At 37.3% G+C, this 26,862-nt stretch carries 25 protein-coding genes and 2 pseudogenes; 7 read left to right on the top strand and 20 right to left on the bottom strand.

All coding sequences use genetic code 11. The features are described 5' to 3' along the window. Positions 1–3: 3 nt before the first annotated feature. Entirely contained in the window at positions 4–465 is a 462-nt protein-coding gene (locus HMPREF9708_RS05040; RefSeq protein WP_040448124.1) for an HIT family protein, read from the bottom strand. Positions 466–582: 117 nt separating this feature from the next. On the opposite strand from HMPREF9708_RS05040, the pseudogene HMPREF9708_RS05035 reads away from it, so the two are divergent. The 5 genes and pseudogenes from HMPREF9708_RS05035 to HMPREF9708_RS05015 all read left to right on the top strand — a co-directional run bounded on the left by HMPREF9708_RS05035 (position 583) and on the right by HMPREF9708_RS05015 (position 6,260). Beyond that, positions 583–1,817: pseudogene (locus HMPREF9708_RS05035) on the top strand (IS256 family transposase). Between the two features lie 441 nt (positions 1,818–2,258). Next, positions 2,259–4,391 carry an anaerobic ribonucleoside-triphosphate reductase gene (gene nrdD / locus HMPREF9708_RS05030; protein ID WP_156798779.1) on the top strand — a complete coding sequence of 711 codons (2,133 nt, stop codon included), beginning with the start codon at positions 2,259–2,261 and terminating at the stop codon, positions 4,389–4,391. Beyond that, positions 4,391–4,975: an anaerobic ribonucleoside-triphosphate reductase activating protein gene (nrdG, locus tag HMPREF9708_RS05025; protein WP_006309126.1), complete on the top strand. Its 585-nt coding sequence runs from the start codon at positions 4,391–4,393 to the stop codon at positions 4,973–4,975. The genes nrdD and nrdG overlap by 1 nt, the downstream gene beginning before the upstream one ends. A gap of 720 nt (positions 4,976–5,695) precedes the next feature. Next, entirely contained in the window at positions 5,696–5,959 is a 264-nt protein-coding gene (locus HMPREF9708_RS05020) for a type II toxin-antitoxin system Phd/YefM family antitoxin (RefSeq protein WP_006309125.1), read from the top strand. Continuing rightward, positions 5,952–6,260, top strand: coding sequence for a type II toxin-antitoxin system RelE/ParE family toxin (locus tag HMPREF9708_RS05015; RefSeq protein ID WP_006309124.1), 309 nt, complete (start codon positions 5,952–5,954; stop codon positions 6,258–6,260). The genes HMPREF9708_RS05020 and HMPREF9708_RS05015 overlap by 8 nt, the downstream gene beginning before the upstream one ends. 129 nt (positions 6,261–6,389) lie before the next feature. Here HMPREF9708_RS05015 and HMPREF9708_RS08420 read toward each other — a convergent pair whose 3' ends face one another. From HMPREF9708_RS08420 to HMPREF9708_RS04980, 7 genes are all read right to left on the bottom strand, one after another. Then, positions 6,390–6,533 carry a hypothetical protein gene (locus HMPREF9708_RS08420; RefSeq protein WP_198004232.1) on the bottom strand — a complete coding sequence of 48 codons (144 nt, stop codon included), beginning with the start codon at positions 6,531–6,533 and terminating at the stop codon, positions 6,390–6,392. A gap of 459 nt (positions 6,534–6,992) precedes the next feature. Further along, positions 6,993–8,837, bottom strand: a complete 1,845-nt coding sequence (locus HMPREF9708_RS05005; RefSeq protein ID WP_006309123.1) for a heavy metal translocating P-type ATPase — start codon at positions 8,835–8,837, stop codon at positions 6,993–6,995. Positions 8,838–8,852: 15 nt separating this feature from the next. Next, a complete protein-coding gene (locus HMPREF9708_RS08625; protein ID WP_006309122.1) occupies positions 8,853–9,074 on the bottom strand; it encodes a cation transporter in 222 nt (73 codons plus the stop codon). A 144-nt stretch (positions 9,075–9,218) separates the two neighbouring features. Further along, the gene (locus tag HMPREF9708_RS04995; protein WP_006309121.1) at positions 9,219–9,587 is read right to left on the bottom strand and encodes an ArsR/SmtB family transcription factor; all 369 of its coding nucleotides are present in this window, start codon (positions 9,585–9,587) and stop codon (positions 9,219–9,221) included. Positions 9,588–10,750: 1,163 nt separating this feature from the next. Then, positions 10,751–11,392, bottom strand: coding sequence for a pyroglutamyl-peptidase I (gene pcp / locus HMPREF9708_RS04990; protein WP_006309120.1), 642 nt, complete (start codon positions 11,390–11,392; stop codon positions 10,751–10,753). 16 nt (positions 11,393–11,408) lie between these two features. Continuing rightward, entirely contained in the window at positions 11,409–12,404 is a 996-nt protein-coding gene (locus HMPREF9708_RS04985; RefSeq protein WP_006309119.1) for a DUF979 domain-containing protein, read from the bottom strand. Further along, on the bottom strand, positions 12,397–13,068 hold the full coding sequence (locus HMPREF9708_RS04980) for a DUF969 domain-containing protein (RefSeq protein ID WP_006309118.1): 672 nt from the start codon (positions 13,066–13,068) through the stop codon (positions 12,397–12,399). Before HMPREF9708_RS04980 ends, HMPREF9708_RS04985 begins: the two co-directional genes overlap by 8 nt. A 1,099-nt stretch (positions 13,069–14,167) precedes the next feature. On the opposite strand from HMPREF9708_RS04980, the gene HMPREF9708_RS04975 reads away from it, so the two are divergent. Further along, complete coding sequence (locus HMPREF9708_RS04975) at positions 14,168–14,434, top strand: hypothetical protein (protein ID WP_006309117.1); 267 nt, start codon at positions 14,168–14,170, stop codon at positions 14,432–14,434. 28 nt (positions 14,435–14,462) lie between these two features. Here the strand turns inward: HMPREF9708_RS04975 and HMPREF9708_RS04970 are convergent, their stop codons facing one another. The 3 genes from HMPREF9708_RS04970 to HMPREF9708_RS04960 form a co-directional block, all read right to left on the bottom strand. After that, entirely contained in the window at positions 14,463–15,050 is a 588-nt protein-coding gene (locus tag HMPREF9708_RS04970) for a DJ-1/PfpI family protein (RefSeq protein WP_006309116.1), read from the bottom strand. 195 nt (positions 15,051–15,245) lie between these two features. Continuing rightward, positions 15,246–16,340, bottom strand: a complete 1,095-nt coding sequence (locus HMPREF9708_RS04965) for an IS30 family transposase (protein ID WP_006309115.1) — start codon at positions 16,338–16,340, stop codon at positions 15,246–15,248. A gap of 119 nt (positions 16,341–16,459) precedes the next feature. Beyond that, positions 16,460–17,221 (bottom strand): GNAT family N-acetyltransferase, encoded by a 762-nt coding sequence (locus tag HMPREF9708_RS04960; RefSeq protein ID WP_006309114.1) that lies wholly within the window; start codon positions 17,219–17,221, stop codon positions 16,460–16,462. A 525-nt stretch (positions 17,222–17,746) separates the two neighbouring features. Here HMPREF9708_RS04960 and HMPREF9708_RS04955 point away from each other — a divergent pair. After that, positions 17,747–19,045 carry an ISL3 family transposase gene (locus tag HMPREF9708_RS04955; RefSeq protein ID WP_006309113.1) on the top strand — a complete coding sequence of 433 codons (1,299 nt, stop codon included), beginning with the start codon at positions 17,747–17,749 and terminating at the stop codon, positions 19,043–19,045. A gap of 57 nt (positions 19,046–19,102) precedes the next feature. Here HMPREF9708_RS04955 and HMPREF9708_RS04950 read toward each other — a convergent pair whose 3' ends face one another. The 9 genes and pseudogenes from HMPREF9708_RS04950 to HMPREF9708_RS08145 form a co-directional block, all read right to left on the bottom strand. Beyond that, positions 19,103–21,091 (bottom strand): FtsX-like permease family protein, encoded by a 1,989-nt coding sequence (locus HMPREF9708_RS04950; protein ID WP_006309112.1) that lies wholly within the window; start codon positions 21,089–21,091, stop codon positions 19,103–19,105. Continuing rightward, positions 21,081–21,845, bottom strand: coding sequence for an ABC transporter ATP-binding protein (locus tag HMPREF9708_RS04945; RefSeq protein WP_006309111.1), 765 nt, complete (start codon positions 21,843–21,845; stop codon positions 21,081–21,083). The genes HMPREF9708_RS04950 and HMPREF9708_RS04945 overlap by 11 nt, the downstream gene beginning before the upstream one ends. A 1-nt stretch (position 21,846) precedes the next feature. Then, on the bottom strand, positions 21,847–22,056 hold the full coding sequence (locus tag HMPREF9708_RS08680) for a DUF3955 domain-containing protein (RefSeq protein WP_040447788.1): 210 nt from the start codon (positions 22,054–22,056) through the stop codon (positions 21,847–21,849). A 21-nt stretch (positions 22,057–22,077) separates the two neighbouring features. Continuing rightward, the gene (locus HMPREF9708_RS04935; RefSeq protein ID WP_040447786.1) at positions 22,078–22,833 is read right to left on the bottom strand and encodes a TraX family protein; all 756 of its coding nucleotides are present in this window, start codon (positions 22,831–22,833) and stop codon (positions 22,078–22,080) included. Positions 22,834–22,840: 7 nt separating this feature from the next. After that, positions 22,841–23,206 carry a hypothetical protein gene (locus HMPREF9708_RS04930; protein ID WP_006309109.1) on the bottom strand — a complete coding sequence of 122 codons (366 nt, stop codon included), beginning with the start codon at positions 23,204–23,206 and terminating at the stop codon, positions 22,841–22,843. Positions 23,207–23,398: 192 nt separating this feature from the next. Next, positions 23,399–24,409, bottom strand: coding sequence for a sensor histidine kinase (locus HMPREF9708_RS04925; RefSeq protein ID WP_006309108.1), 1,011 nt, complete (start codon positions 24,407–24,409; stop codon positions 23,399–23,401). Then, entirely contained in the window at positions 24,406–25,068 is a 663-nt protein-coding gene (locus HMPREF9708_RS04920; RefSeq protein WP_006309107.1) for a response regulator transcription factor, read from the bottom strand. Before HMPREF9708_RS04920 ends, HMPREF9708_RS04925 begins: the two co-directional genes overlap by 4 nt. 168 nt (positions 25,069–25,236) lie before the next feature. Beyond that, positions 25,237–25,836, bottom strand: a complete 600-nt coding sequence (locus tag HMPREF9708_RS08525; protein WP_006309106.1) for a hypothetical protein — start codon at positions 25,834–25,836, stop codon at positions 25,237–25,239. A gap of 96 nt (positions 25,837–25,932) precedes the next feature. Then, positions 25,933–26,428: pseudogene (locus HMPREF9708_RS08145) on the bottom strand (CatA-like O-acetyltransferase); the annotation flags it as partial. Positions 26,429–26,862: the final 434 nt, after the last annotated feature.

The raw sequence follows: 26,862 nt of genomic DNA, 5'->3' as shown, positions 1-26,862 counted from the left end.
TATTTATTTAAATATTCTATTAAGTTCAGTTATTAGCTTCTCTTTTAATGCCATTAATTCAGTATCTGATGGACGATTCGAATCACTATACATTAATTCCATAGGATACCACCAAACTGGACCTTTTCCTTTATTACCATAGTTTTCTATATCACCCGCTACCCTTGGAAACAAATGCCAGTGTAGATGTGAATCTCCATTACCAAGTAGTTCATAGTTAATTTTATCTGCATTAAAACCTTTATATACAGCCTCCCCTACTAATGACATTTCTTCTAAGAATTTCAATTTAAAACTCTTTTCTAATTCAAAAAGTTCTGTCTTATGTTGTTTACATAAAAAAATCGTATATCCCTTAAAATGTTGATTGTCTCCTAACACAACATAACCGGTTTCTAATTCTTTTACGAAATATTGATTCTCATTATTTTTAATCATTTCTATTCTTTCACATATTAAGCACATCATTATTACCTCCATAGCGTAAAATATCTTGTGTAACCTCGAAGTCTCCCTAGAAAAAGAGACCTCCCTTTTGTAAGATTGTAATAACGACAAAACAATCACAAACAGGAGGCCCTTATGGAAGACTTTAACACAAAATTAATCACAGCACTAGCACAAGGTGAATCGATTCTTGAATTATTTCGTCAGGCCTTAGAAGACGCCATTAATCTATTGCTTGAAAGCGAAAGAATGGTCTTTCTTAATTATGAGAAGTGGGAAGTGAAAGGCTATAATACTGGTAATTCAAGAAATGGTTATTATTCTAGAACACTCACGACTGAATACGGTACGCTGCAGCTCAAAATACCACGTGATCGATTAGGTGTGTTTGATATTAAAACCCTTGAATGTATTCAACATGCTCCCGCCCATTTAGAAGAGATGATTATCCTAATGCATCAAAAAGGGGTGACGACACGCGAGATTTCTGATCTCATTGAAAAAATGTATGGTCATCATTATTCACCAACAACCCTATCCAACCTTTCAAAAACATTTGAAGAAGAATTAGCTGCTTACAGACAACGCCCTATTAAACAAGACTATGTGTGTCTATACTGCGATGCCACCTTTATCCCTGTAAGGCGCGGAAGTGTATCGAAAGAAGCTGTTCATACAATTATTGGAATTGATGATCAAGGCTATAAGGAAGTACTTGATTTTCAAGTCTATCCTACAGAGTCAGCCCTTCATTACCGTGAAATGCTTCAAGACTTAAAACAAAGAGGGCTCGAAAATGTTTTGCTTTTTGTGTCAGACGAATTAACCGGGTTAGCGGAGGCCTTGACTAATGAATTTCCGATGGTCCTTCACCAATCCTGTTGGACACACTTACTGAGACATTTTTCCATGAAAGTTCGTGTGAAGGACCGTCAAGAAGTGTTAGCATCACTAAAAAAGTTCCTAAAGCCAGTAGTATTGTCGAAGCCACTCGACTACTTAATGAATTCATCCAGACCTGGGGAGCGACTTATCCAAAGTTAATTGAACAATTGAGACGAAAGAAGAATCTTTTCTCATTTATGCATTTTCCCATGGAGATATGGGCATCCCCTTATACCAACAACTTGTCCGAGTCCTTTAAGAAACATTTGAAGAAAAGAACGAAAGTTAAGGAACAGTTTCCACATGAAGATTCCCTAGAAAAAATGGTCTATTGTTATGTTGCCGAGTATCAAGCAAGGTTTGGACAACGGATCCATAAAGGATTTGGGAAAGTTTCCTTTGAACTTCGAAATCTTTTGGATCAAAGAAGACCCGTCAACGAGACGAGATTAAGAGAAGGGAACACAGAGCCTCAAGTATCTTAATAACAAAACTAGCGCCCGTTGGTTGCTTCCCTCGCATTTTAGAAGAGCTTTCGACTTCCCTATAGCGCCTTATTGATTCGATAGTATCTTTAAGATCGATAGCTCTTCTAAAATGCGAGGTTATGGACGGAAATAGTTTAAGATTTGATATAACAATTACAATCTTACGATGTAGGTTACACAAGAAATTTGACACTACCAACGAATATCTAATTAATCGTTCTATTAAAGCGAATTGTATTTATTTAGAAGATCTATTAGAAAATGTAACACTTTGTGAAAGAATTTTGGAACGTTTGAATAAACCAGAATTAGCCTATATACTAAATTATTTTTTTATATTTTATTAATAAATAATTTTATGCAATCACTAGCTAAAACACTATATATATGGTACTATGTTAAATGTGAACACTACATATAGTATTTGGGGTGATGAGAATGGTAGTGGACCTAAATAAAAAACAAATTACTTTTGATAGTTTAATTGTACAAAAACGTGATGGCAGAAAAGAAAAATTCGATTTAAACAAAATGATTTTTAGTTTAAAACGTTCCGGCCATATTGATGCAGATGACAAAATTGTCGAGATATCATACCGTATTTTTCAGGCCAATGAAGATAGTATGATTAAGAGCAGTTCCATAAAGGAGATAATATCATCTGTAAATCAAACTGATTCTGAAGATAAGTTTGCTGAAAAGATGTCTGAAATTGAAGAAAAGGCTACTAATTTAGAGTATCAAGTTAACCAACTACGTTCTCGCAACACACAAATTGTGAACGAAAATGCTAATAAAGATAGTCGTGTCTTTAATACTCAAAGAGATTTAACAGCTGGTGTCCTCTCAAAAGTAGTCGGATTAGATTTATTGCCTGAAAAGGTCAAAAAGGCCCATTTAAAAGGTCAAATTCACTATCATGACTTAGATTATCATCCGTATTCACCGATGACTAATTGCTGTTTAATTGATTTTAAACAAATGTTTGAGAATGGTTTTCAAATCGGAAATGCTCAAGTAGAATCACCAAAATCAATTCAGACAGCGACTGCACAAATGGCACAAATTATTGCTAATGTGGCTAGCAGTCAATATGGTGGTACTAGTGTTAATCGTATCGATGAATTGTTAGAACAGTATGCAGAACTTAATTATAAAAAGCATCTTAAAACTGCTGCCGAGTGGATTGAAGATGAAGAGAAACAAAAAGAGTTCGCGGTTAAACAAACCAAAAAAGATATATATGATTCAATGCAAAGTTTAGAGTATGAAATCAATACTTTATATACCTCTCAAGGTCAAACACCTTTTACTACTTTAGGATTTGGACTAGGAACAACCTGGTACGCTCGTGAAATTCAAAAATCCATTCTTAAAGTTAGAATTTTAGGATTAGGTAAAGAAAGACGTACAGCTATTTTTCCTAAATTAGTTTTTACTTTAAAGGATGGAGTGAACCTAAAGCCTACTGACCCAAACTATGATATAAAGCAGTTAGCGTTAGAATGTTCTACTAAGCGGATGTATCCAGATGTGTTAATGTATGATAAAATTGTTGAATTTACAGGAAGTTTTAAAGCACCGATGGGGTGTCGTTCTTTTTTACAAGGATGGCAAGATAAAAATGGTAATGAGGTCAATGAGGGTCGAATGAATTTAGGTGTTGTGACCTTAAATTTACCTCGTATTGCGATTGAATCGATGCAATCGAAAGATCGTTTCTGGGAGCTATTAGATGAACGTCTGTCAATTTTAGAAGAGGCCCTAGTATATCGTGTTGAACGTGTAAAAGAAGCATTGCCTGAAAATGCACCAATCTTATATCAACATGGTGCTTTTGGTAAGCGTCTAACAACAAATGATTCAGTAGATGAAGTTTTTAAAAACCGTCGTGCGACCGTATCAATGGGTTATATTGGACTCTATGAAGCAGGGACTGTCTTTTATGGTCCTAACTGGGAAACGAACGCTATAGCCAAGCAATTTACAGTCGACATCTTAAAATATATGAAAGCATATGCAGATAAATTAGCCAAACAATATGGCTACCATTTTAGTATTTATGGCACACCTTCAGAAAGTTTAACCGATCGTTTTTGCCGGATGGATCAAGAGTTTTTTGGTATGATTCCCGATATAACAGATAAAGATTATTATACTAATTCCTTCCACTATGATGTTCGAAAACAACCAACACCTTTTGAAAAGCTAGATTTTGAAGCTGCTTATTTACCTTATACTTCAGGCGGATTTATTAATTATTGTGAGTATCCTAATATGCGTCAAAATCCTAAAGCTTTAGAAGCTGTTTGGGATTATGCGTATCAAAGAGTAGGCTATTTAGGTACCAATACACCGATTGATCATTGTTATGAATGTGGTTATGATGGTGATTTTAAACCAACCGAAAGAGGGTTTCAATGTCCTCAATGTGGTAATCGTAATCCTGAAACTTGTGACGTCGTAAAGAGAACATGTGGTTATTTAGGAAATCCACAGTTAAGACCAATGGTAAAAGGACGTCATAAAGAAATTTCTGCTCGTAAGAAACATATGAAGGGTTCGCTATAATGAAGAATCCACAACCAAAAGAATGGCGTTCAGAAGAATGGTCACAACATAAAATTGCCGATTATAAGCCTTATAACTTTGTCGATGGTGAAGGAGTTCGCTGTAGTTTATATGTTAGTGGTTGCTTATTTCAATGTGAGGGCTGTTATAATAAAATCATTCAAAACTTTAATTATGGAACTTATTATACTCAAGAATTAGAAGACCAAATTATTAAAGATTTAGGGGCTTCTTATTGCCAAGGCTTAACCTTGTTAGGAGGAGAACCTTTCTTGAACACGGAGGTACTATTACGTCTTTGTAAGCAATTAAGAAAAACTTATGGTGATACTAAAGATATTTGGTCGTGGTCTGGTTATACTTGGGAAGAATTACAGCAAGAAACAGATGATAAATTAGCATTACTTGATTATGTTGATGTCTTAGTGGATGGACGGTTTATTTTAGCAAAGTGTGATTTAACTTTACGTTTTCGTGGGAGTTCAAACCAACGTATAATTAATGTCAAAGAAAGCCAAAAAATGAATAAAGTGGTTTTATATTATCCAGAAGATGAGCTATTATCTACTGAATCAGAAGGATAATGGATACGCTAATAAGAAGAGTATGTTTTTTAGGGAGTGGGCAAGAAGTAGAAAATGAAATAATTTTCGCTTCGTCTGTTCACCCCCGCACACTTGAGTAGGCCTCAAACAAGTCAAAAGACGCAGGTTGAGGCCACTCAACCACTGCGCCGCTAATTAATGAACAATAATCTTAACTAAATTTATCAAGTTTATACCCAGCCTCTTCCTCTAATTGGTCCCATCTCCTTATAATCATAAGGAATAGACTGCCCATCAATTTTAATGTCTTTTTCATTTGACATTCACCCGTCTACAGTATAGCAAAATAAGAGACACACAACTATGCTATACCGCTACAGCAATATCTCTAGAGTTGCGAACATACCTAAATAAACTGAAATATCTTGGCAATGCTGGTTGTGGTAACTCTGATTCTTCAATAGTCCCATTATAATAACGATACGAATTGAAAATGAAATTTTTGCGGGTGATGCATTTATGCGTCATCCGATTTTATATATAAGCGTCTTGAGAGTAACTCAATCAGGGTTTGTCTCCAATCTGAAAGCCCCTTGAGCAGCTTTAAAAAATCACTGACAGTGAACTGACCCCTAAAAGTTAGATTTTTGGTCCAACTTTTTGGTGGCACTACACATACGTGGGGGGTATTTTTTATGAACGATTGAATTATTGATAGTTTAATGATAAAATTATGATAACAAAAAAGGAGGTCTTCTTATGAATATTCGGCCTGTTTCAGATCTAAGAAATAAGTTTCCTGAAGTCGAAGAAGAAGTCATTGAATCTGGGCGCCCTGTCTTTTTAACTAAAAATGGTTATGGCACGATGGTATTAATGAGCATCGATCAATACGAATTGATGACCCAAGACATTGAAAGCAAACTTGATGAAGCAGATCACTTCGCAGCTTCCACTGAGACAAGGTATATCCTCGATGAGGTGATTGAACGAGTCAAGGAGCGCATTAACCAGCATGGCTAACTATCGAATTCGTATTCTTCCTAGCTTTGAGGAAGATTTGAATCAAATTGTCGATTATATCGCTTTAACGCTGTCCAATCCATCTGCAGCAATGAATCTTGTAGAAAACGTTCATAAAGCAATTGAGGGGCGAGCTAACTATCCTCTTAACTTCCAACCCTTCTTAAGTCAAAAAAAGAGAAAACATCCGTATTATGTCATCCGAGTTGGAAATTACTCTATTTTCTATGTGGTAATTGATTCCGTCATGGAAATCCGCCGTATACTTTACACCAAACGACGCCTTGATTCTCAGCTATAAAAACAAAGCTCCTATCGTTAGGATAAGAGCTTTTTTCATTAGTTAGGAACTTCCATTTTTTTATAAGGCTCGTTTATGAATTTTGAAGCAGTTCTGTAAACTATAACCCATATCTAAAGCAATCTGTTCTTAAGTGATGAAGCAGACGTAAAGCTTCTCTAGAATGGTCTTTTCTTCCTCGTTCTCTAGTGCCATGGTGGCCTCATTGATTTCTTTTTTTAAATCCACCACTCGATCAATATAGAGATTGATTTGTTCCGATAGGTCTAGCATTTTTTCAGGGTATCTTCTGTCGTTGAAGACAGCGTTTTTGTTTAGGAAAAGGACTTAAATTGGATGTGACCTTCATCGCTAGATTTCTTAAAGAATCGATAGGGTGTAGCTTGTTATTAATCTGCTGATCTAGGATGAAGGCTTGTAAAAAAGGTGCAACTCATTCTCTTACCCACCAAATTCACCCCCACATGCTGCAGAAGAGCAGGGGGCCTTGAAGGTCACGGTCAACGACAATTCATTGAACCTCAAGCCGACTTTCCTAAGGAAGCTCTCCTCCCTTCAGTCAAAGCTCGAAACATCTTAAACAAATAGATCCCGGCAGAAGCCTAGGCTAGAAGCACTTAAGAGCGGCGACCCTTCATCTTGCGTTTAATCATCGTTATTTAATTCGAATACCCCATGATGGAGTCGCCAAATATCGATCGACTTCACTCATGGGGTATATCGGAGAAAGATTTATAGATTCTTTACGTTCAAAGCTCTAAATGCATTTAATACTGCAAGGATCGTGACACCGACATCGGCAAAGATCGCTGCCCACATGGTCGTTAATCCTAAAGCACTCAAAATAAGGACCAATATTTTTACACCAATGGCCAATATTATATTTTGATTGGCAATTTTTAGTGTTTTTTTAGAAATTTTTATGGCGGTCGCAATTTTTGATGGCTCATCCGTCATAATGACTATATCCGCAGCTTCAATGGCTGCATCAGAACCCAATCCCCCCATCGCAATTCCAATGTCTGCACGCGCTAATACAGGAGCATCATTGATACCGTCTCCAGCAAAGGCAAGTTTACCCTTCTGGGATTTTTGCGCAAATAATTCTTCTACTTTTTCAACTTTATCTGCTGGTAATAGTCCGGCATAAAACTTATCAAGCCCCAGCTCTTTAGCAACTTTGGCCCCAACACTTTGATTATCACCAGTCAACATGACTAATTGTTTAATATCCGCATCCTTAAGTTCCTTGATGGCCTGTTTGGCATCTGGTTTTAACTCATCGGCTATGACAATGTAACCAATATATTTGTTATCAACAGCCACATGCACGACCGTCCCAACTAATTCTCCCTCAAAATAAGGGATATCCATCTTCTTCATCAATTTGATATTTCCTGCTACCACCTTTCGGCCATCGACGGTTGCCGTCACACCATGTCCTGATAGCTCTTCGACCTCAGAAATACGTTGATTGTCTATGTCCTTACCATATGCTTCTTTCAGAGAAAGTGAAATCGGATGATTCGAATAGCTCTCGGCATACGCCGTTAATTCAAGTAGCTCTTCCTTGGAAACTCCTTGTGGATGAATTTCCTGTACGTTAAAGACGCCTTTCGTGAGAGTCCCTGTTTTGTCAAAGACAGCAATCTCAGTTTGAGATAAGGCTTCGAGGTAGTTACTCCCTTTAACCAAAATCCCTTCTTTTGAGGCTCCACCGATTCCGCCGAAGAAACTTAAAGGAATCGAAATCACTAAAGCGCACGGACAAGATATGACAAGGAATGCGAGTGCTCGATAGATCCATTCACTAAAGGTCGCACCGCTTATCACAAGAGGTGGTATAATCGCTAGCAATACGGCCATGATCACCACCGCCGGTGTGTAATATCTCGCAAACTTGGTAATAAATTGTTCCGAATTGGATTTTTTACTGCTTGCATTCTCAACTAAATCAAGAATTTTGCTAACTGTCGATTCTTCAAATTCCTTGGTAACTTCGGCTGTAATGACGCCATTTATATTGATAGAACCACTCAGGATATCGCTTCCTACTTCGACCTCACGAGGAACCGATTCTCCAGTCAGAGCTGACGTATCAAGCATTGAACTTCCTTCAATGACCTTACCATCAAGAGGAACTTTTTCTCCTGCTGTGATGACAATCATATCTCCAATTTGTACTTCATCAGGATCAACTTTGATGATTTCATCGCCCTTTTTGACATTGGCATAATCGGGTCGAATTTCCATCAAGCTAGCGATTGAATTTCTCGATTTGCCTACTGCATAGCTTTGAAAGAGTTCTCCCACTTGATAAAAGAGCATCACTGCCACAGCTTCAGGAAACTCACTGATGAGCATGGCTCCAATGGTTGCGACACTCATTAGAAAGTTCTCGTCAAAAACTTGACCTCGATTCATATTTTTTACCGCTCTTTTTAAGACATCTCCGCCGACTACAATGTAACTTATCACAAAGAGAGCGATCTGTAGCCATTCATTATTAAAATCCATCAACAGTGCGACCGTAAATAACAAAGCACCGATGATGATTCGCCAGAGTCGCTTTTTCATCCTTAATGACCTCCCTTACGCCTTCTTCATTCTTGTGTCCGGTTCAAATTTTTTAACGATTTTTTCGGCTTCTGCTAGGATAGCTGGCATTTTTTCCTCCTCACCCTCAATGACCAGTTTTGTGGTCATAAAGTTAACGGTCACTTTATTGACGCCATCAAGTTCATTGATAGCTTGCTCCATCTTTGCAGCACAATTTGCACAATCTAAACCTTCTAGTATAAATTTCTTTTTCATTGTTATAGCCTCCTAGATATTATTTATTATTTTATTTTGAATACTTTCCGTCTTGTTCGAAATCCCCTGACACATGAATCATTGACTATAAAGCCTTCAATTCTTGACCAATGAATTTCCAAGAATGTTTTCTTCGTCCCCTGATTACTTCTCGGAAGTATGGATGAGCCCTTGGTCAAAGATTTCTCTTACATGATCATCAACGAGTGAGTAATAAACCACTTTGCCTTCTTTTCTGTTTTTCACTAAATTAGCTTGTTTCAAGACCCTCAGCTGATGGGATATGGCCGATTGTGTCATGTTAAGTAATACGGCGATATCACAAACACACATTTCAGCTTCATGTAAAGCCCATAAGATCCTGATTCGCGTTAAATCTCCAAATACTTTAAATAATTCTGCTAGGTCAGAAAGGCTTTCTTGTTGAGGCATTTTATCGTTCACTTGATTGATAATATCTTCGTGAATGGTGTTACTTTCACATTTTTCAATGAAAGTAAGTTTTTCAGTCATCGAATCCCCCCTTCTTGATGATTTCATCTGGACAATTGAACAATCGTTCATGCGTCCTAAGGGTAGTATATTATTTTTTATAAATGGTGTCAATCGATAATTGAATATTTGTTCAAATGTTTTTATATTCTTTTGAATTCTCGCAAAAGATCGATGCAGGCAATAATAGTAGCCTCTTTCGATCCCATCTTGCCTAACAATTCTATGAACAAATGGTCAAAAATAAGGACTTGGTCTTCGGATAAATCTCAGTTTCTTAATCGCTTCATCGGATAAGTTATTCCCTCCCCCCTACGGTCAAGCCCTGATTCATCACCCTATTAATAATATGATTGAGGATCTCAAAGATATTATTCCTGTCAACGATGATACAAAAAAATGCCCATCAAGAGCGTCTAACTCTTAATGGGCGGGTTTTATATTCGTATAAAGTCCTACTGCCTTTTCAAAGGCTGCTTGAAAGTCTCTTAGGGAGGGGAAATCTTAACGGGGGCTCATTCGAGCCTCGCAGTCAGAGTGTGTATTGATATTTAGTCTTAGCCAAGCTTATCTTCTTCAAGATAACGCATGCCTCGCCAGTACGCTGTTCCCGCTTGTCTGCGTCACTTCGCTCCCTGACAAGTGAGACATAAGGAAGCTCTGGTCTTATCGTCGCAGACCGACTGCGCGTCTAAACATGTGTTGTTTTTAATAACTATTTTGAATTCTTGATAATGATTAGAAATGCTAGATTTCATTAGTACTTTAATGATCATCAATACTCATTAAAAATCGTAAATTTCAAGTATAAGTTAGCCACCTGGTTAACTTATACTTGAAATTTACGTGGCTTTTTTATTTTTTATGGTGGCTAAGTTGATTATAAAATCCGCCAAAATAAGAATTTTACAAAATTAATCCATAAAAACAGTAGAAAATCCAACAAGATTTTCTTCCTCTTACAAATCAGGTTTTCAGGACGGCCTGTCCTGAATCGTTTGGAAGGTAAGGAAGAGGGGATTTCAAGGGGAGAACGTTAGAAACCATACGACAAGGTTTCTTAGTCCTCCCTTTGGTTAAATGGGAAAGTGGATTAGAAATAATAAGGTCGTAGGGCATTGCCCTGCATAACAATGCCGCAAGGCAAAAAAAAGAAGGAAAGCTCTCGCTTTCCTCCCCTTCCTTTAATGTGTCTTTCCACCAGTAACTTTTATATCTGAATCATTTTCCACAATTGCTTCAATTGCAAGTTCTAGCGCTTTAACAATTGTATCCAGTGCCATTGATGGCATGTTCTTCTTATCAGTAACTTGTTCTGGTAAGAATGGAATGTGGATAAAACCAGTTCTCATGTTCGGATATTTTGTTGCTTGAATATGAGCAACTCCATATAGAACGTGGTTACAGATAAATGTTCCTGCAGTGTTTGAAACTGATGCCGGAATTTTACCTTCTTTAATATGTTCAACCATTGCCTTTATTGGTAGTGTTGAGAAATATGCCGCTGGACCGTCTTCCGAAACCTTTTCGTCAATTGGTTGATTACCTTCGTTATCTTTGATTCTACAGTCGTCACAGTTTATTCCAACTCTTTCCACTGTAATGTCAGGTCTTCCCCCTGCTTGTCCAATGGATAGAACTACATCGGGATTAACTTCTTCAATCTTTTTTCTAATCTTATCAACAGATTTTCCAATTACCGTAGGAATTTCTAACTTAACTATTTCCACTCCCTTAATTTCATCCGGTAATTTCTTTACCGATTCAATTGCAGGGTTAATAGATTCGCCACCAAATGGGTCAAAACCAGTTACTAAAATTTTCATTAAATCACTCCTTAAATTAAAATCCAAATACTAACATCAAAATAATGTGAACAACAATTAAAGTTAACGCCACAGGTGCTTGAGCCTTCATAATTGTGTACTCATTCTCTGTTTCAAGAATAGCCCCTGGAACAATGTTGAAGTTTGCAGCCATTGGAGTCATAAGAGTACCACAGTAGCCGCATGTCATACCAAGGGCACCAATTACAGCAGGGTTTGCACCATTTGCAATTACAAATGGAATACCGACACCAAGAGTAATAACGGTAAATGCTGCAAATGCATTACCCATGATCATTGTAAATATAACCATGCCTAGGCAATATGCAACCACACCTAGAACCTTTGCTCCCGGTGGCACAACAGCAGTTACACCAGAACCAATAACTTCACCAACGCCTGCAGCTGCAAAAACAGTACCAAGAGCACCTAGAAGTTGTGGTAGTAGTGATGAACTACCAATGGTCATAAGCATCTTTGCAGTATCTTCCTTAGTTTCATGATACTTAGCCTTTGTAAAAACAAGGGCGATGATTATAGCTATTATAGATGATATACCCAAAGTTTGTGCTGCTGAAAACTCAAAAAAAATTGGGCCTTCTTCTCCAGTACCAACAGGAATTTTTAAACTCTTTGCTTGAGCCATAAACATGGCAATAATACCAATAGCAAGAGCAGGAATAAATATCTTATTTCCAACCCTTTTGCCATACTCTACCTTTTGTTCTTCACTTTGGTTTTCAAACTCGCCAACTTGAACTTGCTTTGTCAAAGTTAAAGCACCAAGCACAAGTAAAAGTCCACCAACAATCGCTCCACCATATTCTAGTTTGTCAACTAAAAACTTTCCAGTGCAAAATAAAATACCAAGTAAAGTCCAAAAGACAAAAGTTCCCATCCTAGCTTTTTTATTTCTAAGACCAGTAATACCAGTCATAATACAAATCAGTCCACATAAAATATAGATGATTTCATCAATTATAATACTGTTATCAGCTATAAATTTAAACATGCTTCATGTCCTTTCGTAATCTTCTCTCATATAGATAGCATTGTACTAGAGCTAAAATAACCATGGAAACCCCAGCTAAAATAGAACTCCTCGCTATCTCGCCATTAGTAACATCGTAACCAGCTTGGTTAAGAGTACCTTGAATTAAAAGTACACCAGAAGCTACAGGGAAAATATTTTGCCCAAAAAAGTTTCCGTAGTTTTCAGCAGCCCCAGCAAGACCCTTTAATTCCTCAAGCCTCTTGTCAGAAAGCTCAACCTTCTTATTAGCAGCACCCTCAGCCATCGGTAAAATTAATGGTCTAACAAATTGAACGTGACCACCAAGACGTAGAGATAGTGCAGCCGCTGCCCATCTAATTAAGATGTAAAGCCCAACAACACCACCAGCACTGGCTGACTTCATCTTTTGAATAGCTTCCGCCGCCCTGTCCTTAAGACCATATCTTTCCATGATAGCAATTAGAGGTAGACTCAAGAAGAAAAGTGACATGTATCTGTTGTCCACAAATCCCTTTCCAATTACATCTAAAACTTCAACAATTGGCATGTCAGCGATAAGACCAGTAACCAATCCGGATATAAGCACTACTGCAACAACATCAAGCTTTAAAGCAAAGCCTATAACGATTATCAGTACGCCTATTAAAACCCAATAGTTCATATAGAATCTCCTTAATTATTAAAATAAAAAAAAATCACGATACAGTTATGGCAAAAAAATAATAAAAGCACCGTGTTTTTTAATTTTAACATATGAAATTATATGTAGCAATTAGAAGTGAGAGAAGAATCTCGCATTTGATATCAAACGTGAGATTCTACGACTCAATTTTTTTAATTTTAGGTTAAATTTACAGGGCGGAAACTAAAAAGAGTACCCTTTCGAATCCTTTCATTATTTGTTTCGTTTTGCTTCTAAGTCTCTTTTAAATAGATCTCTAGGAATAGTTGGCATCAATTTTACTTGAAAATCAGCGTATGAAATATTCTGCAAGACCAATAATTCATCTTTAATATTCAGTTCTTTCACTATCCCTATAATTTTAATTTGTCGCTCTACTACAAACCTTTGACATCAATACTACACTTTCGGCGGTTCGCTGTTACCGCATCATTTCTTCACTTCGTTCCTCATTCTGCGACAGCTATCGCATAAATCATTCATAATTGATGACTACGTCGTTAATCACTCCTTGTCATCAAAACGACTGATTCAACATGGAACGAGCGAACACTAAATATGTCATGTTAACCTGTTCGTATGCGGAAACATATCCATAAACCTTTTAACGATAGTCTATGAATAAGCCTTTATTTTCTACACTTTATCTACTTATTGGGTGCAACTCTTGACATCAATACGACACACTCCACATGACAATACATGCTGTGAAAGTTTCTTTCGTCATATGAAACACGAGTGCATCAACCGAAAACATTCCGCAATCAGGACGATCTGCATCTATACTGCTTTGAATACATCAATCGTTACAATTCTAGGCATCCTCATTCTTCGCCTGGAGATTAGACTCCCAATGAAATAGAGGAGTTCTATATAAAGAGGCAGGAATAATTCTGTCTTTCTATGAAAATATATTTAAAAAGTATGCCCATTTGCTTGACTATGTTGCATTGTTTTTATCATTTTTAATAACAATCACATCTATTTTTCACCATAAAGTTTATAACTCTTTACATAAACAGTCGGTCTTATACAGCCAGCAAATTTTCTATTTTTTAGAAAATCGACTAACATTTGGGTGAGTTTTCGACCTTTTGCCATTGAATGTGACTTTTTAGAAGATTTAAGTGATTTTGAAAATATTGAAGTTATTGGAAAGGTTTTTAGAACTCCAGTAAAAGAAGCTTGTATGAAAGATGGAAAAGTTGATGTTGATGCCTTAGAGGCAATAGCTTTTGATCCTTACACCAGTGGTTATTATAAGGTTGGCGGTAGGGTTGGAACTGCCTTTAAAGATAGTTTAAAGCTAAAATACATTTTATTTAAAAAGAAGAAATCCAGCTGAAGGATTGTTTCCTAAAGCTGGATTTTCATTATTGTCTACTAAAGGGATCAAAGTTTTGATCTTCGTTCCAAATATATTCTATTTTATTAGAAATTTCTCTTGCCTCATCATAGCCAAGGAGATCAGAAACGAAGCTCAGAGCCATGTCCATACCTGCTGAAATTCCAGACGCTGTATAGAACTTTCCGTCTTTAACCCATCTGGCTTTTTTCTTCCACTTAACCTTTGGGGCAGTTTCTCTAACCCAATCTAAGGCTCTTTTATTTGAAGTGGCTTCTTTTCCATCTAATTGCCCTGTCATTCCCACTAAGGCTGAGCCTGTGCATACTGTTAGAACATATTTTGCCGACTTGCTTAAGATCAATAATTTATCCAAAAAGGCCTGATCTTTAACTAAGGTTCTAGTGGCAAAGCCTCCAGGTATTAGTAAAACAGAGTTTGGCTCTAAAACTGGACTAAGTTCTGCTGAGACTTTAAAGCCATGGGCACTAGTTACTTCCTTTGAAGTTAAAGAAATATAATGAAGTCTTGTACTTTCAAGTTGACCTAAGATTTCAACAGGTCCAAAAAGGTCTAAAGTTTCAAATCCATCAAATAACAAAAAATAAATATCCACTCTAAACACCTACCTTTCTTTTAAAATGATTTATTCGTAAATTTCAAGTATAAGTTAGCCACCTGATTAACGTTCTATCTAAAGCTATTCCACTCTTTTAGTAACGGCTTGACAATGAGCTGAGGCATGGTAGTTTGGCTCACAGGTTATGAGTCAACCCCGTAACAAGAAGACCATGCCGAAGGAGGCTCGTTGTCAAGCCGGAACGAGTGTTTGAGATCGTCTTTCTTTATGTAAACAGCGTACAAAGACTTCATAAGGGGTCTCATCGTCTAAAATTTTGCGTGGATAGTTGTTCATCCATTGTCGAATTCGGCGACAATCCGCTTCTGTTATATCTTTCATTGATGTTTCTTTGGGTAAGAAGCGTCGAATGAATCCATGTTGATTTTCACTCGTCCCTCTTTCCCAAGAGGCATAAGGATGGGCAAAGTAGACCGCTATTTGTTCAGCTACTGCTTGACTTAACGTCGCAAACTCTAAGCCATTATCAGCAGTCATACTCTTGAAGAGTAACGATAAATGATCGCCTACGAGTCCTTGTAACTTTCTTAGGGCGACCTCCACCGCTTGTGCAGTCTTATTCTTTATCTTTAGAATAACTTCAAATCGACTGAATCGTTCAGCTAAGGTTAACAAGACGGGTTCATCTTTACCTTTCTTGCCAATGACCGTATCAATTTCCCAGTGGCCAAAAGTGTTCCGCTCATTGATTTCCTCAGGGCGCTCGTCGATGGAAGTTCCCAAGACTTTCTTATGGGGGCGGGTTTTCGGTACTCTAGCTTTAGTATTACGACGAAGTTTTTCAAGTAAATCAATATTTCGAGTCTTCATAATCTGACAATCAATCCAATAATAGAGGGTGGTGGTACAAGGAATCAGTCGATGGTCGATATCAAGGACTTCTTTGGCTCGGTTGACAACGACATCAGGCGACCATTTATCATCTAACATCCGCTGATCAGCCCAATCAATAAAGTCGCTTGAGTAGGACCAGAGAGGTTTGCGCCCACAATTTTGACGCTGATGCTCATATTTTTTTTGGCCGACTTCAGCGACATACTTAGAATAGTACCATTTATAAACCTTGCCGTTTTGCTTTTGTTGTCGGATTTGTTTAATGGTACCACGTTTAATTTCGTTATGGATTGTCTGTGGCGCACGTTTGAGTATGCGAGCATTGGCTCTATTAGAATGCCCTTGTTCTTTCAAAAGCTCAATTTGGCTCCGTTCTTTGAACGATAAGTGTTTTGATTTCCGATCAGATATGGTAGAGTGTGTTTGCGTCATGTAAATTCATTCTCCTTATATTTTTTGTGTGGTAGCTAAAATATAACATGAATTTACATGGCTTTTTTATTTTTTATGGTGGCTAAGTTGATTATAAAATCCGCCATCAGAAAATTTTATTATTTCCACTCAAATGCCTGATAGTCGAAGGCGACCGAATAGCCAAACTTTTTGGAAAAATCTCGTGAGATAGCTGTATGGGCATCCCAGGACGGGTACCATTCACGATCTAAACAGGCATTGATTAAATAACTCACCCCTATGGTGGCTAATCCCTGCCCCTGATAGCGAGGATGCGTATCTACTTCAATCTCGATGCCATTTGCTAAGGACAAGAAAGTACTGGCCCCAGAAATGATTTTTCCTTGATTAAGGACAACAAATCCCATCGCCTGCTGACAGAAATCCTGATAGTTATCAAAATTACTGACTAAATCTTTAGACCATGACTCTTCTAGACATTGATTAAACAGCTGCTGATTGATGACAGAAATCGAATAGGAATCTGCTAAAGATTGCTTCATTTGATTGATTCTCTGCCTATTAAATTTTTGCGGTGCTTGCATAGCATAGCGGATAAAGGGACTGACTTCGTGTTGCTTGATGGTCATTAAATAATTAGACCAGGCGGAACTTTGTGGTACCATGATCAAGTCGCCTTTCGGGAGATGCATCCATAAGTCCTCGTTTACCTGTCCCCCCAAAAAAGCAAAGGGAGCCCCCTTTCCGACGATAGCAAGCGCCGATTGGGGTGAGGTCGACCGGTCCACCAAAACGCTACCTTGAAAACCACTTAAAACCGAATCTAAAATATGATTCCAAGGGGGATTAAATAAATTCTTGCATGATTGGTTTATGTCATTGGATTCCTGATAAATCATCTTTCCATCTCCTCAATAATTAATCATTTCCGTACAAAATCATCCGTCAATGGCGTAATTGATAAAGTCTTCTGCTGTCAATTCATAATCGACTGCCGATTGAAACTCTCCCATTCATGATGCCCCTACCTAGTCAATTTTTTTCGTTGCATAATGTACATGTTATTGGCACGATTTTCGCACGATTAGCTACTTTCAAATCATTATACCAAAAAGAGAAACTTAGAACTATTCACCAGTAAGCCTTTGCGAAGGAACTAAATAAGCTTTTCTTTCAAACTCCTGAACAGAAGCAACTGAACGGATTCTATAATAAATGAAAACAAAAAACCTAGAGCCATCTTCTGTAAAAGAAGATCCTCTAGGTTTTAGACTTATGATGAAAACTGGTTCTATAATTTAGGTTCTATAATTTATAGGGTTGATGGAAGAAAAAATCTTCCTTCAACCCTATTTTTGAATACACAAAAACACAGAAGTCCGATATATTTAAAGTGCTAACCAAAAACAGAAAGGACCCTGTGCATGACTAATGATATAAGAAAACTCCTTAATATTAAAGACCTAAATATCCAGTTTTCCCCAGATTCTGTTCAAGAACAAGACAATAAGCTCTATATCCACTGTTCACTCACCTATCCTGTTCATACCTGTCCAAAGTGTCACCATGAAGGTTGTGTCGTTAAGAATGGTTTCCGTCCTTCTAAAGTTACCTACCTCGAATCCGCTGGCCAAGCGAGTTATCTCATTCTCAATAAACAGCGCTTCCTCTGTAAACAATGTCACTATTCATTCACTGCACAGACACAACTTGTGGAGAGGAACTGCTCCATCTCAAGAGCCACCAAACAAAAGATTGCTAGCTTAGCCACCAGAACCTATTCAGAAAAGTCGATCGCCGATCAAACGTATGTTTCAATTCATACAGTCCGTCGGGTGGTGGATACATTCTCTTCCGCAGTCCGTAAAAGGCCAACGACACTCCCCAAACATCTTTGTTTTGATGAATTTAAGTCCACACGAACGGTGAATGGGGCCATGAGTTTTATCTTCTGTGATGCCACCGACCACCAAGTCATTGATGTCGTAGAGGATCGACGTTTAAGATACTTGAAGGCCTACTTTTACCGTTATAGTCGCAAAGAACGAAAAAAGGTCCAAACCATTTGTATCGATATGTACACTCCCTACATCGAATTGATCCGTCAACTCTTTCCTAATGCCTCCATTATTATTGATTGCTTCCACATCGTTCAATCCCTTAATCTTGAATTAAATCGGTATCGTATCCATTGGATGTATCAGGTCAAATACCACGATCGGTGGCTCTATAATAAGCTGAAGCGGTATTGGAAACTGTTTTTAAAGAAGGAGACAGACCTTGACCACACACATTACAGGCGGTTTACCCTCTTTGATTCTTTAACGAATACTGGTCATATCGTCGATTATCTCTTAGATCAAAATCAAGTCTTTAAAGAATCGTATCGGATGGTTCAAGACCTTCGTTGTGCCCTAGAAAAGTCTGATTACGATCAGTTTATGATGTCGCTTCATCAAGCACCTAACCAGCATCTCGCGCCTGGATTAAGAAGGGTTTTAAGAACCTTTAGGAAATTCCAGCCTTATATTTCCAACACCTTTGACCATCCAACCATTACCAATGGCCCAATCGAAGGGATTAATAATAAAATTAAAGTCCTTAAACGCAATGCCTATGGCTACCGTAAGGATACTCATTTCAAGAACCGCATTCTTTTAATATCGCGACTGTATGTGTCAGGAAGAAAAGAAAAAGAGACCAAGCAACAACTTGTTGCTTAGTCTACTTTCAATACCATCAACCCTATTTGACAAAGAGCCCATATATCTGCCTTACTACTATCCTTTGTTAATAACGCTTTTACTTCCCACATATGTCAGCAGGAAATAGCTTCCATACACTAATACAATAAATACCGATGTTGCAAAGATCGTGGATGCTACATTCATATCTCCAAACACCTTGATAACTTCACGGCTTGCCACCGTCAAGCCAACAACTGAATGAATAACTGCCAGTAAAAGCGGAAGCAGAAAATAACTAAGAATTTGGATGAATAGTGCATGATTCAGTTCACGTCGTTCTACACCCAGTTTTTTTAGTAGATTGTATCGTTCTACATTATCAGAAGCTTCAGATAGCTGCTGAATAGCAAGAATTGCTGCACAGGCTATCATAAATACAATACCAAGGTAAATTGCCAGAAATGCTATGATTGCCTTTGTAGTAACCGAAGATTTATATAACTGCTGCTTACCTATATAATGCACAAAGGCAGATTCTCTTTCGCTCTTTTTGCTATAATTATCCAGCAATGTACCAAATTCTTTTGCTGCATCTTCATTCACACACTGTACATTCCATATCATCGTATCGACATTCATATTTTTCATCCATTTATCTGCGACTACAAATATGATTTGACCCATGCCACTATTTGACATGGTAAATTCTTCAGCTTCTTTCGCCGGAGAAAGTACATTTTCGTCAATAGTAAGATTGATATTTTTATCATAAAATTGTTCTGCAAGTCCAGGGACATTTTCTTTATCATATAAGATTCTATAGTTATTTTCTGATAAATCAACCTCATCCATGCCTTGTAATTTTCGTAAACCATTATAATCCGACAGACTTACAAATGTCAGGGGTAAATCTCCATATCCATATGCAGACGGCGTTTCTGGTATCTTAACATCGTAATCCTTATAATATGCCTTTCCCTCTGCCATAGTACCTTCCACGCATTCATAGCTGTCCTTAATCATGCTGCTGTCCTTGATTTCAGACGGCAGTCGGCTTAAAATCGTATCCGATTCGCCATTATTATAGTCTATAACACTATACTCATATGGTATTTCCGCACGCAGCTGTGTTGACAAAATGTTCTGCATACTGTACCCGGTGGAAAAGATTCCGATGACCAGCAGCAGAACTATGCAGACAACAGAAAGCGATACAAAATTCGTATTAATCTTACTGGAAAACTGACGCACAACAAACATATTGAGCTGTTTAAAATAAAGTCTTTTGTTCCGCTGCATAACCTTTACGAGAATACCGGATAGAGACCAAAAGAACAGCAGCGTCCCTACGGTTCCCAAAATAATTGAGAGTGAAAAATACAGATTGACATGAATGATTCCATTATTCAGAATGAGTACATATGCGACAGCAAGGCATAGTATGGAGGCTGCAAATACCATCATTGCAGTTTTCATGTTCTTCATTCTTATAGTCTCATTTTTTCTTCCACCATATAGCAAATCAATCAGCTTGTATTTTCCAATTGCGATTGTATTTAAGAGCATAACCACTAAAAATATTACACCAAAATTGATCACAATTTTAACTGCGGCATCGGGTGCAAATACAAATCGATATGCAGAAAGATCAGCCTCAAATATTTTTGCGGTAAAAACAGACATCATCTGAGAGCCAAATATTCCAAGCAACAGCCCTATTACTAATGCCATACATGCCATGAACGATGTTTCCAACATAAGAATCATAGAAATATTTCGTTTACTCATTCCCAACGTCATATAAACACCAAGTTCTTTTTTACGTCGCCGTACAAAAAAATTGTTAGCATAAACAATCAAAAATCCTAAAACAACAGCTACAAAAACAGAAATATATGACAGTATCTGCCTCAATGTTTTCATGGACTCAACAGTTGTTTCCGTAACTACCATGATGTCCTTCTGTTCATAAATAGAATTAAACATGTAAAAAATGCAGACAGCAAGAACCAGGGTAAAGAAATATACTGCATAGTCCCTGATGCTTTTTGATGCATTTTTAAAAGCCAGTTTACTCAGCATTCAGGTCACCTCCCAAAAGGGCGATTACTTCCATAATTTTGTCAAAAAACTCCTTGCGGCTTTCTGTGCCACGGATCAGTTCATTGAAGATTTTTCCATCTTTGATAAATAGAATTCTCTTGCAGTAACTTGCTGTGAAAGCATCGTGAGTTACCATAAGAATCGTTGCATGTATTTCCTCGTTCAGTTTTCGGAATCTCTCCAAAAGCATACGAGCAGACTTGGAATCCAGAGCACCGGTCGGTTCATCTGCCAAAATCATAGAAGGATTTGTAACGATTGCTCTGGCAGAAGCGACACGTTGTCTTTGCCCTCCAGACATCTGATACGGATGTTTGGAAAGTACATCGGTGATATTCAGAAGTTCAGCCACTTTCTGTACTCTTGTCTCAATCTCTTTTGCCGGAACTTTCATAATAGTAAGTGCAAGTGCGATATTTTCAAATGCTGTTAGCGTATCCAAAAGATTAAAGTCCTGAAAAATAAAACCTAATTTTTCTCTACGGAACTGTTCCAGCTGTGCAGATTTCAGTGTTGTAATATCTTCTCCCTCAAGATAAATATGTCCTGCCGTAGCACTGTCAATGGTTGAAATACAGTTCAAAAGTGTGGTTTTTCCACTACCGGATGCTCCCATGATGCCGATGAATTCACCCTCTGCAACATCAAAGCTGATGTCGTCAATGGCACGTGTAATGTTGCCTTTATTTCCATAATATTTTTCAAGATGTTCTACTTTCAATATATTTGTCATTTTATTTCTGGTCCTTCTTTGTTTTTCTAACCTTAAAAATGAATGTGACTACAAACGAGAGGATAGATGCAACTGCGAATATCCACCCGAGCGGAATCAGGAAAAACGGCTCCTGTAATGTTCCATCCGCAAGAACTCTGGCACCGCCCATTAGACGATATCCTATAACACAAACTATAGCCAATATAGCAAAACTAATTGAACAAACCATCTTTTCATAACAACTTCCTCCTCAAACAGTCACAAAATATCCTATTAATGCTAATATCCACAAATGTGCCGGATAGAACACATAGAAAAAGTATTTACTGAATTTTGTTTTTGGTCCTCGTTCACCATTGTATAATTGCATAAATAAAAGTGCTGTGAAAACCAACCAGTCACTGTTGAACATCATCATCTTTATGGTTGTGTCCATAGATGGATAAATCTCAAAAGTTGTAATGAACAGCAATACAGACAACACACAAATAGCAATATTTCGAATATTTACTTTATTACGCAAAAAATAACAAATGAACATAAATGGAACGACAACCTGGCCGCCTTCACATGCTACACATGCATAAACAGTAATCGGAACTGCAATCAGAATACGCAATGCTAATATTACTTTCGGACTGATCTTCTCACTTTTGACAGGATAGCACCATACGTTTAATGCAAGCACTCCCATCGCCAATGTAAAGAAAATATTATTATAAATTGTCAGTGAATCTACATTTAACAGATGGTTCACTCCAAAGTTACCCGAAAACATAATGCCTGCCCACAAAAACAGACGCCCATTGTATTTCAGTCTGTTTCGGGTATTAAGAAAGCCTTCGACTGCCATGTAACCAAAAAACGGTGCAACACATCTTGTTATGACATGAAAGCTTTCTGCCCACCATGGTGGTAAAAGTCCCGGAATATGATCTAAATGATCAAGAACCATAAGCATTGCCATAAATAGTTTCAATTGAAATCCATTAAACCGTTTCACCATATTCCCCCTACCTGTTAACATTGTTCAAAATAATATCTTTTGTCTGTTTATTGTATATCACTGCGAATGATAAGATTTCATCCTTTTTATCCGGACGGTTATTCATTGCAGAAACCGAAATAACATTCTGATATTGATTTTCTTGAACGGTATCATTATCCAGATCCACAAACTCATTTTCTGACAGTTGCTTACCAACGGAATACAAGTATTTGCTCTCGTCGATTTCTATTTTGTACTTTTCCCCCACTATAGAATTTGCAGCCTTAATGGCTTCTTGCTCAGCCTTGCTGTATTTTTCTACTTTTCCACATCCGTTCAATGCAACAATACACAACACAACGCATGAAATAATTGTAATTTTACTTTTCATGACATTACCTCCAAAATAAATATAAGAATATGAAAGACCCGTTACTTCACAACCGTATCATCAGTTATAGTATATTGGAGTTCACGATAAGTTAAAATCGTTTTATCTTACATAAAACGAACAAAATTGTCACATTAAGATTGTAAGAAAGCGGACCCACTATGGTAGTCCGCTAATATTGTTTACACTTTCTTATTCTAAAAGCAATCTTGAATCCGTTGGAAAAGTAATCTGTATAGTTGTGCCCTGCCCGTTGGCAGAGGACGCAGAAATAGACAAATGCATCTTATTACAGAGCTTCCTACACAGATACAAGCCGATTCCGGTGGTTTTTGCATAACTTCTTCCGTTTGTTCCGGTAAATCCCTTTTCAAATATACGTGGCAATTCACTTTCCTGAATACCTATACCGTCATCCGAAACATACAACAGAACATGATCCTGTTCCTCACATGCAGAAAATGTCAGCATAAGCGTATCCTTTTTGTATTTTATGCTGTTGGCGATTAACTGCCCCAGAACGAATTCCAGCCATTTCGCATCACCGTATACTGTTTGAGAAAGGTTATCAAAGGTCGGAGTCGCTTTTGCGGCAATGAGTTGCTTGGAATATTTTTTGAGCGTTCCCTTTACCAGATTATCCAGATTGATTTCTCTAATCATGTAATCTTTTTCCAAATTGGTGCTACGAGCATAATAAAGAGCCTGCTCCACATAGTCATCGATTCTGGAAAGCTCCTCTTTCACACCGGAAGCCATTTCCCCCTTATTGTTTTCACAAATCAGATCAATACAGGAAATCGGAATCTTAATTTCATGTATCCATGTTTCAATATAATCCTGATATTCAGTATTCATCCGACGATAGGAGGCGATTTCATCATTCATGGATTTTGTTGTCTGTTTCAGCACATCTATCAGGAGCGCACCCTCTGTAAAACCCGCTTCCTCTATCACGGAAGAAATATAATGTTTTTTCTCCATCGCATCCAGATTCTGATACAGCTGTCTGTAAAAGCAATTCTTTTGAAGATACTCCAATATAAGCGAAACAACAGTTATAAAGCAAAAACAAATGCAAACAAGAGCGATAGCTGCGTTGCTAATTTTCATTGTATTCAGGAGCAATGCCAAAAACAGGATAATTGCTGTCTGCGATAAAAGAAAAATCCACTTATCTTTCAAAAATATCGAGAGTTTCATATCAAATACCCCATACCACGTTTTGTTGTGATAAAATTTTTTGCACCGATGTATTCAAGCTTTTTTCGCAGGCGGTTCACATTCACTGTCAATGTGTTGTCATCCACAAATTCATCTGACTGCCATAATTCGTTTATTAGCTCATCTCGTGAAACAATCTTACCTATATTCTTAAGCAGCACAGATAAAATCTTCATTTCGTTCTTAGTAAGTTCTGAACTGTTGCCTTCAAAAGTAATGATGCCTTTTGCCTGCTGAAATGTTACGCCATTGTACTCTGTAGATTGCAAAGCAGTAGTAGCTACACTGCGTTTTAAAAGTGCAGCAATATGGGCAATTAGTATTTGTGTGTTATATGGCTTGGTAACAAAATCATCTGCACCAAGATTCATGCTCATCAACTCATCCATATCAGTGCTGTGGCTAGTAACAACAATGATCGGAACTTCTGATTGCTTGCGTATCTCCCGACAGATATGAAATCCATCAAATAGTGGCAGGTTAATATCCAGAAGTATCAGATCAGGAGATTCCTGCAATGCTAACTGTATGATATTCTGCCAGTCATCACTATAAGCACATTCATAGCCATATGAATTCAGTAATTTCATTAATTCTGTTCTAAGGACTTTGTCGTCCTCAATAATATATATTTTCATTGAATTCTATGCCCTCCTTAATAAATGATAAATTTGATTTTTTCTCTCTACCATGGATTCAAATACTTAATCGGATTCTGTACCGACTAATTTAACTTCAGTCCGGCTATCGACTTTCCAATGTAGAACTCTTCATTCTCATCCAACGGAAATCCCTGCTCATATTTTTCATCCACAAAAAAATAATCTATTTTCAGTTTTCAGTGTAAGAACAATATCCTGTCTTGGAAGCCTGTCCTTTGCCTCTTTACAAACAAACCACTCTGATGGCTTATACACAGCCACAATCAGTAAATTATAAACACAGAAAACATACTCAATTGTCTTTACTTTTTCTTTTGATGCCCTCCCGACACCAAGAACAGCATCATATAATACCTTCTCATCCATGCCTCTGTGGTAAATCCTGTTTATTTTTATAACAAGAATTCTGTGCTTGATGTCTTTTACTTCAAGTTCAACAGCACCATTTATTCTTTCATACTCATCAACCATTAAGGCCTCTGATGAATGATGCCTAGCACCAATGTTTGTAAGTCCTGTATCACTAACATAGTTGAATACATTGATCAGGGATGCCTCTGCCGCAAACTCCTCTTCTGCGGTTAAGTTTGAATTTATAATTATCTTTTCAACTTCAAGTCCAACTTCCTTGATATATACGATAGTCTTCAGTTTTAACTTCTCACTATCAGGACTACCTAGGCTTTCTTTTTCATGTTCAAATACTCTGTTCGACATGGCACGAGGCAATGGAATGAATATCATATCGCCTTTTTTAATACCAGTTCGTCTAAGGGAACATATCCATGGTGTTTTTTCGCTTTATTGCAAACGGGAACATACCCACAGACAAATAGGATTCTAATTATTTATCATTTCCTGTAATTTATTAACAAAACAACAAATGTGAAATCCATCGCATACTGCATGGTGAACTTGAATTGATAATGGAAGAATAATTCTTTGGTTTTCTTCGTAATACTCTCCCATTGTAAATATAGGCTTCAAGTAATCGTATACTTTTTGTAAATTTAAGTTAAACCCTTCAAAGGTTGTCCACGGTATTATTGACACAGGAAAAGAATTTTCCGGAGCATTCTGTCCAAATATTTGAAAATGTTTCGGTATCTTTATGGAAAATCGTATAGCAAGGTATCAGTTCATCGTATATGCCCTATTCTCTATCATTATTGAATGACATTCTAAATTCAGAATGACGATTCACAATGGTTGTTAAATAATAAAGCATTGTAAGATATAAGTCCAATTTCTTTTCTTTGATTTAAGTTATATCTAATTTTAAAGTCATACTATATGTGCAGGGAACAGCTATAATATAATGTTCAAAATACTCTTTACATAACTAATTATCTCTATAGATTTTTTCAAAATTCATTTTTCATTTATCCCCATAATTGAAATCATTCTATTTCTTCTTAGTCAAAAGCGAAACAAATTCCATTACTATAATACCTAACAGGAAACAAATTAATCATAACAAATAAATGCTAATTCACTCTACCTAAAATATCTATCCTATCCACTCACCCCTACGTTTTTTGGTATTAATATGTTCCCACAAGATGTTTTTTAATGAAAAAATTGATTTTAAAACATCTTTCAAAATTGCTACCAACCATCGATTTCAACGGTTTTATAGCCTATTATCTTATTTCCTCGACATCAATACGACACTCTCAGCGGTTCGCTGTCTCGAATCATTTCGTAGTTTCACTCCTCATTCTTCGACAGCTATCGCACAGGTCTCCGTAATTGCTTACTTCGTCACTT

It is taken from the genome of Facklamia languida CCUG 37842 (assembly GCF_000245795.1).
Taxonomy (GTDB): domain Bacteria; phylum Bacillota; class Bacilli; order Lactobacillales; family Aerococcaceae; genus Facklamia; species Facklamia languida.
This window is presented reverse-complemented; position numbering and strand designations above follow the sequence as displayed.

Bases quoted from the DNA above. Each gene is read 5' to 3' on its own strand.
- HMPREF9708_RS05040 (WP_040448124.1), bottom strand. From the start codon at position 465: ATGTGCTTAATATGTGAAAGAATAGAAATGATTAAAAATAATGAGAAT.
- nrdD (WP_156798779.1), top strand. From the start codon at position 2,259: ATGGTAGTGGACCTAAATAAAAAACAAATTACTTTTGATAGTTTAATT.
- nrdG (WP_006309126.1), top strand. From the start codon at position 4,391: ATGAAGAATCCACAACCAAAAGAATGGCGTTCAGAAGAATGGTCACAA.
- HMPREF9708_RS05020 (WP_006309125.1), top strand. From the start codon at position 5,696: ATGAATATTCGGCCTGTTTCAGATCTAAGAAATAAGTTTCCTGAAGTC.
- HMPREF9708_RS05015 (WP_006309124.1), top strand. From the start codon at position 5,952: ATGGCTAACTATCGAATTCGTATTCTTCCTAGCTTTGAGGAAGATTTG.
- HMPREF9708_RS08420 (WP_198004232.1), bottom strand. From the start codon at position 6,533: ATGCTAGACCTATCGGAACAAATCAATCTCTATATTGATCGAGTGGTG.
- HMPREF9708_RS05005 (WP_006309123.1), bottom strand. From the start codon at position 8,837: ATGAAAAAGCGACTCTGGCGAATCATCATCGGTGCTTTGTTATTTACG.
- HMPREF9708_RS08625 (WP_006309122.1), bottom strand. From the start codon at position 9,074: ATGAAAAAGAAATTTATACTAGAAGGTTTAGATTGTGCAAATTGTGCT.
- HMPREF9708_RS04995 (WP_006309121.1), bottom strand. From the start codon at position 9,587: ATGACTGAAAAACTTACTTTCATTGAAAAATGTGAAAGTAACACCATT.
- pcp (WP_006309120.1), bottom strand. From the start codon at position 11,392: ATGAAAATTTTAGTAACTGGTTTTGACCCATTTGGTGGCGAATCTATT.
- HMPREF9708_RS04985 (WP_006309119.1), bottom strand. From the start codon at position 12,404: ATGTTTAAATTTATAGCTGATAACAGTATTATAATTGATGAAATCATC.
- HMPREF9708_RS04980 (WP_006309118.1), bottom strand. From the start codon at position 13,068: ATGAACTATTGGGTTTTAATAGGCGTACTGATAATCGTTATAGGCTTT.
- HMPREF9708_RS04965 (WP_006309115.1), bottom strand. From the start codon at position 16,340: ATGACGCAAACACACTCTACCATATCTGATCGGAAATCAAAACACTTA.
- HMPREF9708_RS04960 (WP_006309114.1), bottom strand. From the start codon at position 17,221: ATGATTTATCAGGAATCCAATGACATAAACCAATCATGCAAGAATTTA.
- HMPREF9708_RS04955 (WP_006309113.1), top strand. From the start codon at position 17,747: ATGACTAATGATATAAGAAAACTCCTTAATATTAAAGACCTAAATATC.
- HMPREF9708_RS04950 (WP_006309112.1), bottom strand. From the start codon at position 21,091: ATGCTGAGTAAACTGGCTTTTAAAAATGCATCAAAAAGCATCAGGGAC.
- HMPREF9708_RS04945 (WP_006309111.1), bottom strand. From the start codon at position 21,845: ATGACAAATATATTGAAAGTAGAACATCTTGAAAAATATTATGGAAAT.
- HMPREF9708_RS08680 (WP_040447788.1), bottom strand. From the start codon at position 22,056: ATGGTTTGTTCAATTAGTTTTGCTATATTGGCTATAGTTTGTGTTATA.
- HMPREF9708_RS04935 (WP_040447786.1), bottom strand. From the start codon at position 22,833: ATGGTGAAACGGTTTAATGGATTTCAATTGAAACTATTTATGGCAATG.
- HMPREF9708_RS04930 (WP_006309109.1), bottom strand. From the start codon at position 23,206: ATGAAAAGTAAAATTACAATTATTTCATGCGTTGTGTTGTGTATTGTT.
- HMPREF9708_RS04925 (WP_006309108.1), bottom strand. From the start codon at position 24,409: ATGAAACTCTCGATATTTTTGAAAGATAAGTGGATTTTTCTTTTATCG.
- HMPREF9708_RS04920 (WP_006309107.1), bottom strand. From the start codon at position 25,068: ATGAAAATATATATTATTGAGGACGACAAAGTCCTTAGAACAGAATTA.
- HMPREF9708_RS08525 (WP_006309106.1), bottom strand. From the start codon at position 25,836: ATGATATTCATTCCATTGCCTCGTGCCATGTCGAACAGAGTATTTGAA.